Source organism: Cryobacterium sandaracinum (assembly GCF_004403415.1).
In the GTDB taxonomy this organism is placed as follows: Bacteria; Actinomycetota; Actinomycetes; order Actinomycetales; family Microbacteriaceae; genus Cryobacterium; species Cryobacterium sandaracinum.
In genome coordinates this window covers 37,132-51,902 of sequence record NZ_SOGO01000040.1, presented here as the reverse complement: position 1 = coordinate 51,902, position 14,771 = coordinate 37,132, and the positions used below count along the sequence as shown (strand labels likewise).

Genomic DNA, 14,771 nt, shown 5'->3' with positions numbered 1-14,771 from the left:
TCCACCGAACCCCGAGGAGGGCCTGTGCCCATCGATGTGTACGACCCGGCCCCGCTCACAGCGGGAACCCTCCGCATCACGCCGATCGGTGGCCTCGGCGAAATCGGCCGCAACATGACCACGTTCGAGATCGACGGCCAGCTGCTGATCGTCGACTGCGGGGTGCTGTTCCCCGAGGAGCACCAGCCGGGCGTGGACCTGATCCTCCCCGACTTCAGCCCCATCCGGGACCGCCTCGACGACATCCTCGCGGTCGTGCTCACGCACGGCCACGAGGACCACATCGGCGCCGTCCCCTACCTTCTGAAGCTGCGTGCGGACATTCCGCTGATCGGTTCGGGCCTGACCCTCGCCTTTATCGAGGCAAAGCTCAAGGAACACAAGATCACGCCGTACACGCTGCAGGTCAAGGAGGGCCAGACGGAACGGCTCGGCCCGTTCAACCTCGAGTTCGTCGCCGTCAACCATTCCATCCCCGACGCCCTGGCTGTGGCCATCAAGACCGCCGGCGGCACCGTGCTGCACACCGGCGACTTCAAGATGGACCAGCTGCCGCTCGACAACCGCCTCACCGACCTGCGCGAATTCGCGCGCCTCGGCACTGAGGGCGTCGACCTGTTCCTGGTCGATTCCACCAACGCGGATGTCCCGGGCTTCACACCCACGGAACGCTCCATCGGCCCCGTCCTCGACGACGTCATCGCCCGGGCTCCCCGACGGGTGATCGTGGCCAGCTTCTCCAGCCACGTGCACCGGGTGCAGCAGGTGCTCGATGCGGCCCACGCGAACGGTCGCCGCGTCGCGCTCCTGGGCCGCTCGATGGTGCGCAACATGACCATCGCCGCCGACCTCGGCCACCTGCGGGTGCCGGAGGGTGTGCTGGTGGACTTCAGGAAGGTCGGCAACATCCAGGGCGACAAGATCGTCTACATGTCCACGGGCTCGCAGGGGGAGCCGATGGCCGTGCTCAGCCGGATGGTCAACCAGGACCATCAGATCGAAGTCGGCCACGGCGACACCGTCATCCTGGCGTCCAGCCTGATTCCCGGCAACGAGAACGCGGTCTACCGGATCATCGACGGCCTGACCAAGCTGGGCGCCACAGTGGTGCACAAGGGTAATGCGAAGGTGCACGTCTCCGGGCACGCCGCCGCCGGGGAACTGACCTACTGTTACAACATCCTGAAGCCGAAGAATGTGCTGCCCGTGCACGGCGAATACCGGCACCTGGTCGCCAATGCCAAGCTCGCGGTGCAGACCGGCGTGCCGGAGGCGAACGTGCTCCTTGCCGAGGACGGCACGGTTATCGACCTGCGGGACGGTGTGGCCACCAAGGTCGGCCAGCTGGACCTCGGCTACGTCTACGTCGACGGCTCCACCGTCGGCGAGATCACCGAGGCCGACCTCAAGGACCGCCGAACCCTCGCCGAGGAGGGATTCATCTCGATTATCATCGTGGTCGACGCCGCCACCGGCAAGGTGATCGTCGGGCCCGAGATCCACGCGAAGGGCTTCGCCGAAGACGCCTCGGTGTTCGACGCCGTGCGCCCGAAAATCGAGGCGGCCCTGGCGGAAGCCGCCGAGCACGGGGTGCGCGACCCGTTCGCGCTGCAGCAGATCGTGCGCCGCACGGTCGGCCGCTGGGTGAATACCGCCTTCCGTCGCCGCCCGATGATCGTCCCTCTGGTGATCGAGGCCTGATCCCGCCGAGGGCGACGGATGCCGCGCGTCCGCCCAGCCCTGATGTCGCGGTCGCTGATCGCCGCCCGCAGGCGTTTTGGCGTGCCTAAGCCCCAATGTCGGGGGATCGAAGTACCGTGGTTGCATGGCTACGAGCACTAAGTCGAACGGTCGCGCCCGCAGCACGCCTGCGCGCGGCACCCCGGCGCGCAAGCCCGCAGCCCGCACCGCCGCTCAGAAGACGGTCAAGTTCACCGCGGTCGAGGTCAGGCCGAGCCTGTTCGTGCGGTCGTGGATGGCCCTGGCCCACGTGACCGGCGGGGCTGCCCGCGCGCTCGGCCCGGAGAAGCTCTCCAAAGAAGAGCGCCGCGACGGCCTGCCCTTCTTCCTCGTGCTGCTCTCGGTCGCCGGCGCCGTGATCGAGTGGTTCCTGATCAACAACGCGGTCGCCCAGACCCTCGACGCCTGGACCTTCGGCGGATTGTTCGGCCGCGTCGCGTTCGCCCTGCCCGTGATCATGCTGCTCTTCTCCGTCTGGCTGTTCCGCAAACCCAGTTCGGTGCACGACAACGGCCGCATCGGCATCGGACTATCCGTGCTACTCGTTTCGGTGTCGGGTCTCTGCCACATCTTCGGTGGCCAGCCTGCCCCCAGCGACGGCATGGAGACCCTCGCACTGGCCGGCGGTGTCATCGGCTGGATGATCGCTGCCCCCCTGATCTACCTGACCACGGCGATCGGTGCCACCATCGTCGTCATCCTGCTTCTTGCCCTGAGCCTCTTCATCATCACCAAGACCCCGCCCAACCGCATTGGTGAACGCAGCCGGGAGCTCTATGCCTGGCTGTTCGGGGCCCAGCTCCCCGATCCCGAGGAGCGCGCCGCCGCCCGGGAAGCGAAGCATGAGAAGGCCGTTCAGGTCGAACTGGACGGGGTCGACGATGACGACGGAGATGCCGGAGCGCTGCCCTGGTGGCGGCGCAACACGAGCAAGCGCGAGGAGGACCCTGACTTCGGCGGGCCGCTCGGCCCGAACGGCGCCGGTACCCCCGCCGACGATCCGAACGCCGCAGGCCCGCACGGCGCCGACCCGCTGCGCACCCTGCTCGGCGGCGACAAACGAGGCAGCTTCGACACCGCGCTGGAGACGACGCCGACGACCCCCGGTCCCAACCAGGACCATTACGGCACCGAGGTGCTCGAAGACCTGCTCCGAGCCGAAGACGTCCTCAAACGTTTCACGGGCGCGATCGACCTGCCGCAGGGCTCGTCGACCGGGCTCCAGGCCGACGACCAGACGGGCCTGACCGAGGTTCTTCCCGGTTTGACCGGAGCAGGATTCGACGCACTCGACCCGGCCGCGGCCGGTGGGGCCGCCGGTTCCGCCGACACGCCCCTGTCCCTGGTGCCGGCCCCGGTTCCGCCGGCATCAGACCAGCCCGCCGCACCCTACCTGCTGCCCTCGGACACGACCCTCACCAAGGGCCCGCCGGCCAAGGCCCGGTCGGCGGCCAACGACGAGATCGTCAAGTCCATCACCGAGGTGCTCCGCCAGTTCCAGGTCGACGCGAAGGTGACCGGTTTCTCCCGCGGCCCCACCGTCACCCAGTACGAGATCCAGCTCGGCCCCGGAGTCAAGGTGGAGCGCGTCACCGCGCTGAGCAAAAACCTCTCCTACGCCGTCGCCTCAAACGAGGTGCGCATCCTGTCGCCGATCCCGGGCAAGAGCGCGATCGGCATCGAGATCCCCAACACCGACCGCGAAATCGTCACCCTCGGTGACGTGCTCCGCTCCCCGGCGGCCTCGAACAGCACCCACCCGATGACCATCGGCGTCGGGAAAGACGTCGGCGGCGGCTTCGTGCTCGCCAACCTCGCCAAGATGCCTCACCTCCTGGTCGCCGGTTCCACCGGTTCCGGCAAGTCCAGCTTCGTCAACTCCATGATCACGAGCCTGCTCATGCGGGCCAAGCCGAGCGACGTGCGCATGGTGCTGATCGACCCGAAGCGGGTCGAGCTGGCTGCCTACGCGGGGGTTCCACACCTGATCACGCCCATCATCACCAGTCCGAAAAAGGCCGCCGAGGCGCTGCAGTGGGTGGTGAAGGAGATGGACATGCGTTACGACGACCTGGCCAGCTTCGGATTCCGCCACATCGACGACTTCAACAAGGCCGTCGTCAACAACGAGATCGTGCTGCCCGCCGGCAGCCTGCGCAGCCTCAAGCCGTACCCCTACCTCCTGGTCGTCGTCGACGAGCTCGCCGACCTGATGATGGTCGCACCGCGCGACGTCGAAGACTCGATCGTGCGCATCACCCAGCTGGCCCGCGCGTCGGGCATCCATCTCGTGCTCGCCACCCAGCGCCCCAGCGTCGACGTCGTCACGGGCCTGATCAAGGCCAACGTGCCCTCCCGCCTCGCCTTCGCCGTGACCAGCGTCACCGATTCCCGGGTCATCCTCGACCAGCCGGGCGCCGACAAGCTGATCGGGCAGGGCGACGCCCTGTTCCTGCCGATGGGAGCCTCCAAGGCGATCCGCGTGCAGGGGGCCTGGGTGAACGAGGCCGAGATCGAACGCGTCGTCAAGCACGTCACTCTGCAGGCCCGCCCCGACTACCGGCCGGATGTCTCCATGGTCGCCCCCCGCAAAGAAATCGACTCCGACATCGGAGATGACCTCGAGGTGCTCCTCGCAGCGGCGGAACTGGTCGTGTCGACCCAGTTCGGGTCCACGTCGATGCTGCAGCGCAAGCTCCGGGTCGGCTTCGCCAAGGCGGGCCGCCTGATGGACCTGCTCGAGTCCCGCGAAATCGTCGGTCCCTCCGAGGGATCGAAAGCGCGCGACGTGCTCGTCTCCGTGGAGCAGCTGCCCGGCGTGCTGGCCCTGCTGCGCGGCTCCGACGCCGAACACCACGCCGCCACGGCCACCGCTCAGGCCGCCGCAGCTCACCAGTCCGCGGCCCAGCACACGCCCGGCCCGCCCGATCCGCGCTACGCCGACGACCCGGTCGCCAAAATGTCGGAGGGGTACCTTGAAGAAGACGCATCTCCCGATGAAGACGCCTGGCAACTGACCGACAGGGACTGACCCATGGCCACACCATCCACGCCGGTCGTCCGGCCCAGCAACTGGAATCTCCCGAATCTGATCACGATCGTGCGCATCCTGCTCGCGCCGGTGTTCATCTATATGCTCCTCGCCGACGCCGGCCAGGACGGCGCGCTGCGCTGGTGGGCGGCCGCCCTGTTCATCGTGGCCATCGCCACCGACGGGATCGACGGGGCCATCGCCCGTCGGCACAACCTGGTCACCGACCTCGGCAAGATCCTCGATCCGATCGCCGACAAGGTGCTCACCGGCGGAGCCCTGGTCTGCCTCTCCATCCTCGGCGAACTGTGGTGGTGGGTGACCATCGTCATCCTCGTGCGTGAAGTCGGCATCACGGTGTTCCGGTTCGTCATGCTGAAGGACCGGGTCATCCCGGCGTCACGGGGTGGCAAGCTCAAGACCGTGTTGCAGTCCGTGGCGATCTCCCTCGCCCTCGTGCCCCTCTGGCTGCTGCTGGGCGACTGGATTTACTGGGTCAACTGGACGGCCATGGCCCTCGCCCTCATCGTTACCGTCGTCACCGGGTTCGACTACCTCGTGGCCGCGCGGCGCGAGAACCGGCTCCAGCACGACCGTGGCTGATCCGATTCCTCCGGCATTCGACGAGGCCCTGTCACCTGCTGACATACCCGGGGCGACGGATGCCACCGCGCGCCTCGTCGCCGAGCTCACCCGCCGCGGCCTCACTATCGCCGTGGCCGAGTCCCTTACCGGCGGGGCGCTGACAGCCGAACTCATCCGCATCCCCGGCGCATCCGTCGTCGTCAACGGGGGAGTGGTGGCGTACCAGAGTGCGCTCAAGCACACCCTCCTCGGCGTCGACGCGGCTCTGCTCGAGGAGCACGGCCCGGTGCACCCGCAGGTTGCCCTGCAGATGGCGGAGGGCGTGCGTACGCGCCTCGCCGTCGACGGCCGGCCCGCCGACATCGGCATCGCCACGACGGGTGTGGCAGGGCCCGACGGCCAGGGTGGCCACGAGCCGGGAACGGTGTTCCTCGGGCTGGCTCGTGAAGGAGAAATATCGGTCATCCCGCTCCGGCTGCACGGAGACCGTGCCCTCGTTCGAGCGGCCTCCGTGGCCGCGGCCGTCGAAGCTGTGTGGCAGCTGTTAGCCCGTGACGCGGTGGAATAGTTCCCCGAATTCCGTGGTTACAACGAGCATATTCACAAGAAAAGCCCAGTCGATATCGGTAGTGTCAGGGTGTTCAAGGTTGTAGTACTCTTGCGATCCAACACACGCAACCACCCGGTTGAGTGGGCGCCAGAAGTATAAAACGGTACTCGATAAGCAACACATAATCAGTACGAGAAGGAGGTTCCGATGATTCTTGTTCGACAGGAAATCGGCGATGTGCTCAGGGACTTCCGCCTGCAGAAAGGGCGCACACTCCGTCAGGTAGCCAGCAGGGCCAGTGTGGCCCTCGGGTATCTGAGCGAGGTGGAGCGTGGCCAGAAAGAAGCGTCTTCCGAGATTCTGGCTTCCGTTGCAGAAGCGTTGGAGACCCCGATCTCGGTCATCATGCGGGAAGTCGGCGACCGACTGGCCATCATCGAGGGAATCGACAGATTCCCCGACACTGTGCCCGACGAGCTCGTGGCCAACTACGACGACATGATGGTGCGCTAGTTCCATCCCATGCGGCTCAGTGAGTTCCGTCAGGCATTGAGCGACGAGTTCGGCGAAGGCTACGGCCGCGTCCTCACTCGAGATCTCATCCTGACCCCGTTTGGATGCACCGCCGACCAGGCTCTGGCCGGCGGTGCTTCGGCGCGCGACGTCTGGCTTGCCCTCTGCGCCGAGACGGATGTCCCGAAGGCCCGTTGGTACGGCGCGGGACTCCCCGCCGCCCGCAGCTAGTTTTCGCTCGACACGCCCTGGATTCCGTGGAATTCTCGAATGCGTGTTCGCATTTTGATATACTCCTCCACAGCAGGAGTCGAAGACGGCTTATCCACTGCCGCTCCCCGTTCCCGGCTCTGTCGGACGTGCCGCGTACAGTCGGTTTGTGTCAGCGACAGAGAGCACATGCCTTGTTGAAAGCGGGTGTCGGGGTCGTCCCGGTAGCCAAACGCGACAGCCTATAGGCGCCGGAATGCACGACCGAAGGAGATCACTCATGGCATCATCAGCAGATCGCGAAAAAGCCCTCGACACCGCTCTTGCAGCAATCGACCGCCAGTTCGGCAAGGGTTCGATCATGCGTTTGGGCAGCGACGAGCGCGCCCCCGTCGAGACGATCTCCACGGGGTCGATCGCTCTGGACGTGGCCCTCGGCATAGGTGGCCTGCCCCGAGGTCGCATCGTGGAGATCTACGGTCCGGAATCGTCGGGAAAGACCACGCTCACCCTGCACGCCATCGCGAACGCGCAGAAGAACGGCGGCATCGCCGCCTTCATCGACGCCGAGCACGCTCTGGACCCTGAGTACGCCCGCAAGCTCGGAGTCGACATCGACGCGCTCCTCGTCTCCCAGCCCGATACGGGTGAGCAGGCGCTGGAAATTGCCGACATGCTCGTGCGAAGCGGGTCCATTGACCTGATCGTGATCGACTCCGTCGCCGCGCTGGTTCCCCGCGCCGAGATCGAGGGTGAGATGGGTGACTCGCACGTGGGCCTGCAGGCCCGTCTGATGTCCCAGGCCCTGCGCAAGCTCACCGGTGGCCTCAGTCAGACCAATACCACCATGATCTTCATCAACCAGTTGCGCGAGAAGATCGGGGTCTTCTTCGGCAGCCCCGAGACCACCGCCGGTGGCAAGGCGCTCAAGTTCTACGCGTCGGTGCGCCTCGACATCCGCCGTATCGAGACCCTGAAAGACGGCACCGAGGCCGTCGGTAACCGCACGCGGGTCAAGGTCGTCAAGAACAAGATGGCACCGCCCTTCAAGCAGGCGGAATTCGACATCATCTACGGCATCGGCATCTCCCGGGAAGGCAGCCTGATCGACTTCGGTGTCGAGCACGGCATCGTCAAGAAGTCCGGCGCCTGGTACACCTACGACGGCGACCAGCTGGGCCAGGGCAAGGAGAACTCGCGCAACTTTCTGCTGCGTGAAGCGGAGATGGCCAACGAGATCGAGAACAAGATCCTCTTCAAGCTCGGGATCAGCCCCGAGGGTGCGGCCGCCAAGAAGGCGCAGGCCGCAATCGACGCCGCAGCCGCCCTGGTCGCCGCAGCCGCAGCCAAGGAGGCCGCAGCCGCCAAGGCGGAGTCCCTCCAGGCCAAGCTCGCCGCCCGCAAGGGGGCGTAGCGCATGGTCCACTTCGAGCCGGCCGACGAGGTCGCGTCGCTGAGTGCGGCACGTCGCAAGAGCGCGGCCCGCGGCACCGCCGCGACCCGGCCGGCCGAGCTCGAGGCGGCGCCGATCGCCGACGAACAACTGGCGCCGGTCACGTATCTCGGCGACGGTGGTCCGGCGGCGTCGAGCGGCCCCGCAGTCGACAGCGGTGCCGGTGGCGGTGCCGACGACGGGGACGACACCCCCGAGGGTGTGGCGTCCCGGGCCGCCGCCGATCGCGAGCACGCCGAGGGGGTGCTGCGCCAGCGGTTGCGCGGCCGGTCCCTGTCGGCGGCCGAGGCCCGCGCAGTTCTTGGCGGTACGGAGGTCGCTGAGCACGAGATCGAAGAGATCATCGAGCGCTTCATCGAGTTGTCCTACATCGACGAGGGCCGCCTCGCCGATCAGATCGTGCACAGCCACCACGAGCGCAAAGGCCTGGGGCGCTCCGGTGTGCAGGCGGAGATGCGCCGCCGTGGGCTCGATCAGGACCTCATCCTGGAAAAGCTCGACGAAATGCCCGACGACGAGACGGAACGGGCCATCGAAATAGCCGTCAAGCGGGTGGGGCAGCTCGGGCGGCTCGACGACCAGACCATCGACCGTCGACTCAACGCGTTCCTGATGCGCAAGGGCTATTCCTCGTCCATCGTGCGCGTGGCGGTGAAGGCCGCCCTTGCCTCCCGCGGTGGTTCGCCATCGCGGGTGCGGTTCCAGTAGGGAGCGGGTCGGGGCAACCCGGCCCGGTTTCGGAGGTGCCACGCGTAAGCTGGTACCCACTATGACCAGCAGCACCGCTACGCCCCCATTCTCCAGCGCCGAGACGCTGGACCCGCAGCAGTCGGCCCTGCGTACCGCGGCCCTGCGCACCTCGGCCCTGCGTACCGCGGCCTTGAGCGCGCCGACTCTGATTGCTCCAAGCCAGGCGGCGCACGATGCTGAGGGCCGGGCCCGCACCTACGAGGTGCGCACCTTCGGCTGTCAGATGAACGTGCATGACTCCGAACGGCTCAGCGGGTCGCTCGAAGCGGCCGGCTACGTGACGGCCGGCGGGGAGGAAGCCGACATCGTTGTGCTCAACACCTGTGCCGTCCGCGAGAACGCCGACAACAAGCTCTACGGCAACCTGGGGCAGCTGGCCTCGGTCAAGCGCCGCCACGACGGCATGCAGATCGCCGTCGGCGGCTGCCTGGCCCAGAAAGACAAGGACGTCATCCTCAAGAAGGCACCCTGGGTCGACGTCGTCTTCGGGACGCACAACATGGGGTCGCTGCCGAGCATGCTCGAGCGTGCACGGCACAACGGCGAGGCCCAGCTCGAAATCCTCGACTCCCTCGAGACCTTCCCCTCGACCCTGCCCACGAAGCGCGATTCGAGCTACAGCGGCTGGGTCTCCATCTCCGTCGGCTGCAACAACACCTGCACGTTCTGCATCGTGCCCGCGCTGCGCGGTAAGGAGAAGGACCGCCGTCCCGGCGAGATCCTCGCCGAAATCCAGGCCCTCGTCGACGACGGGGCGATCGAGGTCACCCTGCTCGGCCAAAACGTCAACTCCTACGGGGTTGAGTTCGGCGACCGTCTCGCCTTCGGCAAGCTGCTGCGCGCGGCCGGCAAGATCGAGGGGCTGGAACGCATCCGTTTCACCAGCCCGCACCCGGCTGCCTTTACCGACGACGTGATCGACGCCATGGCCGAGACGCCGTCGGTCATGCCGCAGTTGCACATGCCGTTGCAGTCCGGCTCGGACCGTATCCTCAAGGCCATGCGCCGCTCCTACCGGTCGGCGCGGTTCCTCGGCATCCTCGACCGCGTGCGCGCGCAGATGCCGCACGCGGCCATCAGCACGGACGTCATCGTCGGCTTCCCCGGCGAGACCGAGGAGGACTTCCAGGAGACCCTGCGGGTCGTGGAGCTGGCCCGGTTCGCCACCGCCTTCACCTTCCAGTACTCCATCCGGCCCGGGACCCCCGCCGCGACGCTGCCCGACCAGGTCCCCAAGGAGATCGTGCAGGATCGTTACGAGCGCCTCGCCGCCCTGCAGGAGCGGATTTCCTGGGAGGAGAACCAGGCTGTGGTCGGTCGCGAGGTCGAACTGCTCGTCGCCAACGGCGAGGGCCGCAAGGACGCCGACACCCGTCGACTCAGCGGTCGCGCCATTGACAGCCGGCTCGTGCACTTCGACGTGCCGGAAGGCTCGGAACTGCCCCGTCCGGGCGACCTCGTGACCGTCACGGTCACCCAGGCGGCCCCCTTCCACCTGATCGCCGACTCTGTCGACGGGGCTCCGCTGCGCATCCGGCGCACCATCGCCGGCGACGCCTGGGACCGCCTCGAAGCCGAGTCCTGCGGCGTGCCCAGTCACGGCGGAGCAGCAGGCGGGTCTGGCTCGGTCTCCCTCGGTCTGCCGACCCTGCGCCTACCCGACCGGGCCGTGGGCTCGCCCGCGGTGGCCAGTTCCAGCACCACGCCGATCTACGACGTCACCGACGGGGAGCGCTAGGCAGGTGCCCGGCACGAACCCGGTGACCGACGCCCACCCGACGCTGATCGTTGTCGTCGGACCCACCGGCACCGGCAAGTCCGACCTCTCGCTCGACCTCGCCGAACGCCTGGCCGAGGCCGGTCGGGGGGCGGAGATCGTCAACGCCGACGCCATGCAGCTGTACCGCGGCATGGACATCGGCACCGCCAAGCTCACCGTGCTGGAGCGCCGCGGCGTCCCGCACCACCTGCTCGACGTGCTGTCGGTCACCGACGAGGCCACCGTCGCCCGCTACCAGACGGAGGCCCGCGCCGCGATCGCCGACATCGTGGCGCGCGGCAGCGTGCCCATCCTGGTCGGCGGCTCCGGGCTCTACGTGTCCGCCGTGGTCTACGACTTCCAGTTCCCCGGCACGGATGCCGTGCTGCGCGCCCGACTCGAAGCCGACCTGATCGAGCAGGGGCCTGGTGCCCTGTACACCCGGTTGAAGGCCGTGGACCCGGTCGCCGCCGCCCGCATCGGCGCCGGCAACGGTCGGCGCCTCGTGCGCGCCCTCGAGGTCGTGGAGCTGACCGGGGGGCCGCACACCGCCGCCCTGCCCGACGAGCCGGTCTACTGGATGCCCGCGGTCACAGTGGGCCTCCGCGCCCAGCGCGCGGAGCTCACCCCCCGCCTCGACGCCCGGGTGGAGGGTATGTGGGCCCGCGGGCTCGTCGAGGAGGTGCGCGGGCTGATCCCGAGCGGACTCGAAACCGGTGTCACGGCCAGCCGGGCCATCGGCTACGCCCAGGCCCTTGGGCAGCTGACGGGCAGCCTCAGCCGGGCGGAGGCTATCCAGGTGACGCAGCAGTTCACCCGCCGGTACGCGAGACGGCAGGTGAGCTGGTTCAAGCGTTCCCCGCACACCCATTGGATCGACTTCGACGCGCCGGATCGGGTTGACCGGGCGCTGACCCGCCTGGCCGACCCGGAGCAGCCGGCCGATCACTGGGCGGCCGACCCGGCCTCCTAAACTGGACGGCATGGGTATTGATCTGAACTTCACCAAGGGCCACGGCACCGGGAACGACTTCGTGCTTTTCTCTGATCCCGACGGGCAGATCGACCTTACCCCGAGCCAGATCCGGGCCATCTGCGACCGCCGATTCGGCATCGGTGCCGACGGCATCATCCGCGCGGTGCGCTCCACGAGCCTGGCCGCCGGTGCGATCGCCCTCGCCGAGGACGACGCGGCCGAATGGTTCATGGACTACTGGAACGCCGACGGCACGGTGTCCGAGATGTGCGGCAACGGCATCCGCGTCTACACCCGCTTCCTGGTGGAGCAGGGCCTGACCTCGCTCGACCGCGGCGACACGCTCTGCATCGGCACCCGCGGGGGAGTGCGCGACGTGCAGCGCGGCGCAACCGGCTACCAGGTCGACCTCGGCCGGTGGCGCCTCGACGGTATCGAACCGCTCGTTCGGGCGAAGGACCTGCCCGTGGCCCGCCCCGGTCTCGGCATCAACGTGGGCAACCCGCACGTGGTCGTGGCACTGGCCGACGACGACGAGCTCGCAGGCGTCGACCTCACCTTCGTGCCGCAGCTCGACCCTGACCCGGCGGCCGGGGCGAACATCGAGTTCGTGCTTCCGGGCGATCCGCTCGTCGTGAACGGTGTCGGCCGCATCCGGATGCGCGTGCACGAGCGCGGCAGCGGCGAAACACTCTCCTGCGGTACGGGGGCGGCCGCGGCGGCCCTCGCCACCCGGCACTGGGCAGGCGCGGGTGCCCCGAACCAGTGGCAGGTCGAGGTCACCGGCGGCACGCTCGGCGTGCGCATGTTTCCGACCGAGGACGGCGAGCACGTCTCACTGTCGGGTCCGGCGGAACTCGTGTTCGACGGGGTCTTCCGCCTCGGCTGAGAACTAGCTCGGGGCGATGGGCCGCGACGCGGTCTAGTCCTGGCGTTTCACCCGCAGGACCCGGAAGCCCTTGCTGATGGAGTGCCGTGAGGTGCTGAATTCGGCGGGCAGGTCGCCGTCGAGCCAGCGCTGCAGGGAGTCGGAGCCGAGGTTGCGCTGCACGACGAGCCAGGCATCCGAACCCGGCTCCAGGCGCGGCAGCCAGGTACGCAGCATGGTGTGCAGTTCGGTTTTGCCGACCCGGATCGGGGGATTCGACCAGATGGTGCGGAACGCCACATGGGCGGGCATCTGATCGGGCCGCACTGCGGTGATGTTGGTGAGGCCGAGCTCCTCCGCGTTCAGCCGCACCAGGTCGAGCGCCCGCTCGTTGACGTCGACGGCCCAGATCGTGGCGCGGGGTGAGGCGAGGGCCAAGTGCAGGCTGATCGGACCCCAGCCGCAGCCCAGGTCGAGGAAATCGCCGCCGGGCGGCGGGGTCGGCGCGCTGTTCAAGAGCACCTGGGTGCCGGTGTCGATGTGCTCCGGGCTGAAGACCGAATTGGCTGTGGTCAGCTCGCGCTCTTGGCCTCCCAATCGAACGGTCACCTGGCGGAGTTTCAGGGTGCTGTCGGGTGCCGGGGTGAAGTAGTGGTCGGAAGGCATAGAGGGAACTTACCGTGCATCGAGGAAGTATTGTTGAAGGAATGACTGAGTCACATTTGCCCGACGACACCGACGACGTGGTCGCCCGCGTTCTCGCCAGCGCTGATAGCAAGGCTGCCGGCTATTCGCTGTTCCGCAGCGGCTCCGCGCAGGCTCTGCAGGCCGAATCCGGCCCGTCGCACGACGACGAGGGTCACGACGGCGTGCAGCAGGACCGCGAGGACCGCAACGCGCTGCGCCGCGTGCCCAGCCTCTCCACCGAACTCGAGGACGTCACCGAGGTCGAATACCGCCAGCTCCGGCTGGAGAACGTCGTTCTGATCGGCCTGTACACGCACGGGACCGTCGCGGACGCCGAGAACTCCATGCGCGAACTCGCCGCGCTGGCCGAGACCGCCGGCGCCACCGTTCTCGACGGCCTCATGCAGCGCCGAGCGAAGCCCGACGCCAGCACCTATCTCGGCAAGGGCAAGGCCGAAGAGGTGGCCGGCATCGTCAAGGCGATGGGCGCCGACACCGTCATCGCCGACACCGAGCTGGCGCCCAGCCAGCGGCGCGCCCTCGAGGACGTCGTCAAGGTGAAGGTCATCGACCGCACCGCCGTGATCCTCGACATCTTCAGTCAGCACGCCAAGAGCCGCGAGGGAAAGGCCCAGGTCGAACTCGCCCAGCTCGAATACCTGCTTCCCCGCCTGCGCGGCTGGGGCGACTCGATGTCCCGCCAGGCCGGAGGCCAGGTGGGCGGCGCCGGTGCAGGCATGGGTTCGCGCGGCCCCGGCGAGACCAAGATCGAGCTGGACCGCCGGCGCATCCACACCCGGATGTCCCGCCTCCGCAAGCAGATCCTCGAGATGAAACCCGCTCGCGAGGCCAAGCGGGCCAACCGCAAGCGCAACGCCGTGCCATCCGTCGCCATCGTCGGCTACACCAACGCCGGCAAGTCGAGCCTGCTCAACCGCATTACCCGGGCCGGCGTGCTCGTCGATAACTCCCTGTTCGCCACCCTGGACGCCACGGTGCGCAAGTCGACGACGGCCGACGGGCTGCTCTACACGCTGACGGACACCGTCGGGTTCGTGCGGAACCTGCCCCATCAGCTGGTGGAGGCGTTCCGGTCCACCCTCGAGGAGGTCGCCGACGCCAACGTCATCGTGCACGTCGTCGACGGCTCGCATCCTGACCCGGCGAGCCAGCTTGCCACAGTGCGCGAGGTCATCGCCGAGGTCGGCGCCCGGGAGATCCCGGAGGTCGTCGTCTTCAACAAGAGCGATCTGATCAGCGATGATGACGGGCTCGTGCTGCGCGGACTCTGGCCGAAGGGCATTTTCGTCTCGGCCCGCACCGGCGAGGGCATCGAGGAACTGCTCGCGACCATCTCGGACCTGCTGCCGCGGCCGTCGATCAGGCTCGAGTTGCTCATCCCCTACGAGCGGGGCGACCTGATCGCGGTGCTGCACGATCAGGGCACGGTGCTGTCCACCGAGTACGCCGAGACCGGCACCCGGGTTACGGCTCTGGTGACTGATGAGATTCGGGCGCTGTTCGAGCCGTTCGCCGTGCCGCCGGCCGTCACCGGCTGACCCGCCGGCTTCGCTCCGCGTACCTCGGCAGGCCTTCGCCTGCCGATGTCCGCACTCCTCCGGCCTGCCTGAGCCGCTCCGGCGCCAGCT

General features: G+C 68.0%; 13 protein-coding genes. 12 read left to right on the top strand and 1 reads right to left on the bottom strand.

What is annotated here, in order from left to right:
* The first annotated feature begins 24 nt into the window (after positions 1-24).
* The 11 genes from E3T25_RS14800 (at position 25) to dapF (ending at position 12,456) form a co-directional block, all read left to right on the top strand.
* On the top strand, positions 25-1,701 hold the full coding sequence (locus tag E3T25_RS14800; RefSeq protein ID WP_194087816.1) for a ribonuclease J: 1,677 nt from the start codon (positions 25-27) through the stop codon (positions 1,699-1,701).
* A 124-nt stretch (positions 1,702-1,825) separates the two neighbouring features.
* The gene (locus E3T25_RS14795; RefSeq protein WP_134375118.1) at positions 1,826-4,771 is read left to right on the top strand and encodes an FtsK/SpoIIIE family DNA translocase; all 2,946 of its coding nucleotides are present in this window, start codon (positions 1,826-1,828) and stop codon (positions 4,769-4,771) included.
* A gap of 3 nt (positions 4,772-4,774) precedes the next feature.
* Positions 4,775-5,374, top strand: coding sequence for a CDP-diacylglycerol--glycerol-3-phosphate 3-phosphatidyltransferase (pgsA, locus tag E3T25_RS14790; RefSeq protein ID WP_134342204.1), 600 nt, complete (start codon positions 4,775-4,777; stop codon positions 5,372-5,374).
* Positions 5,367-5,924 (top strand): CinA family protein, encoded by a 558-nt coding sequence (locus E3T25_RS14785; RefSeq protein WP_370247996.1) that lies wholly within the window; start codon positions 5,367-5,369, stop codon positions 5,922-5,924. The genes pgsA and E3T25_RS14785 overlap by 8 nt, the downstream gene beginning before the upstream one ends.
* Positions 5,925-6,113: 189 nt before the next feature.
* A complete protein-coding gene (locus tag E3T25_RS14780; protein ID WP_104101176.1) occupies positions 6,114-6,419 on the top strand; it encodes a helix-turn-helix domain-containing protein in 306 nt (101 codons plus the stop codon).
* A gap of 9 nt (positions 6,420-6,428) precedes the next feature.
* Positions 6,429-6,650 carry a DUF3046 domain-containing protein gene (locus tag E3T25_RS14775; protein WP_104101179.1) on the top strand — a complete coding sequence of 74 codons (222 nt, stop codon included), beginning with the start codon at positions 6,429-6,431 and terminating at the stop codon, positions 6,648-6,650.
* Between the two features lie 259 nt (positions 6,651-6,909).
* Positions 6,910-8,043, top strand: a complete 1,134-nt coding sequence (gene recA / locus E3T25_RS14770) for a recombinase RecA (RefSeq protein ID WP_104170109.1) — start codon at positions 6,910-6,912, stop codon at positions 8,041-8,043.
* A gap of 3 nt (positions 8,044-8,046) precedes the next feature.
* Positions 8,047-8,790, top strand: coding sequence for a regulatory protein RecX (locus tag E3T25_RS14765; protein WP_134375116.1), 744 nt, complete (start codon positions 8,047-8,049; stop codon positions 8,788-8,790).
* A 61-nt stretch (positions 8,791-8,851) separates the two neighbouring features.
* Entirely contained in the window at positions 8,852-10,570 is a 1,719-nt protein-coding gene (gene miaB / locus E3T25_RS14760; protein ID WP_134375114.1) for a tRNA (N6-isopentenyl adenosine(37)-C2)-methylthiotransferase MiaB, read from the top strand.
* 4 nt (positions 10,571-10,574) lie between these two features.
* Positions 10,575-11,564, top strand: coding sequence for a tRNA (adenosine(37)-N6)-dimethylallyltransferase MiaA (gene miaA / locus E3T25_RS14755; protein ID WP_241980910.1), 990 nt, complete (start codon positions 10,575-10,577; stop codon positions 11,562-11,564).
* 10 nt (positions 11,565-11,574) lie between these two features.
* A complete protein-coding gene (gene dapF, locus E3T25_RS14750; RefSeq protein WP_104101188.1) occupies positions 11,575-12,456 on the top strand; it encodes a diaminopimelate epimerase in 882 nt (293 codons plus the stop codon).
* Positions 12,457-12,489: 33 nt separating this feature from the next.
* On the opposite strand, the gene E3T25_RS14745 is transcribed toward dapF, so the two are convergent.
* Positions 12,490-13,101, bottom strand: coding sequence for a class I SAM-dependent methyltransferase (locus tag E3T25_RS14745; RefSeq protein ID WP_104101190.1), 612 nt, complete (start codon positions 13,099-13,101; stop codon positions 12,490-12,492).
* Positions 13,102-13,142: 41 nt separating this feature from the next.
* Here E3T25_RS14745 and hflX point away from each other — a divergent pair, with 41 nt between their 5' ends.
* The gene (hflX, locus tag E3T25_RS14740; RefSeq protein ID WP_134375112.1) at positions 13,143-14,681 is read left to right on the top strand and encodes a GTPase HflX; all 1,539 of its coding nucleotides are present in this window, start codon (positions 13,143-13,145) and stop codon (positions 14,679-14,681) included.
* Positions 14,682-14,771: the final 90 nt, after the last annotated feature.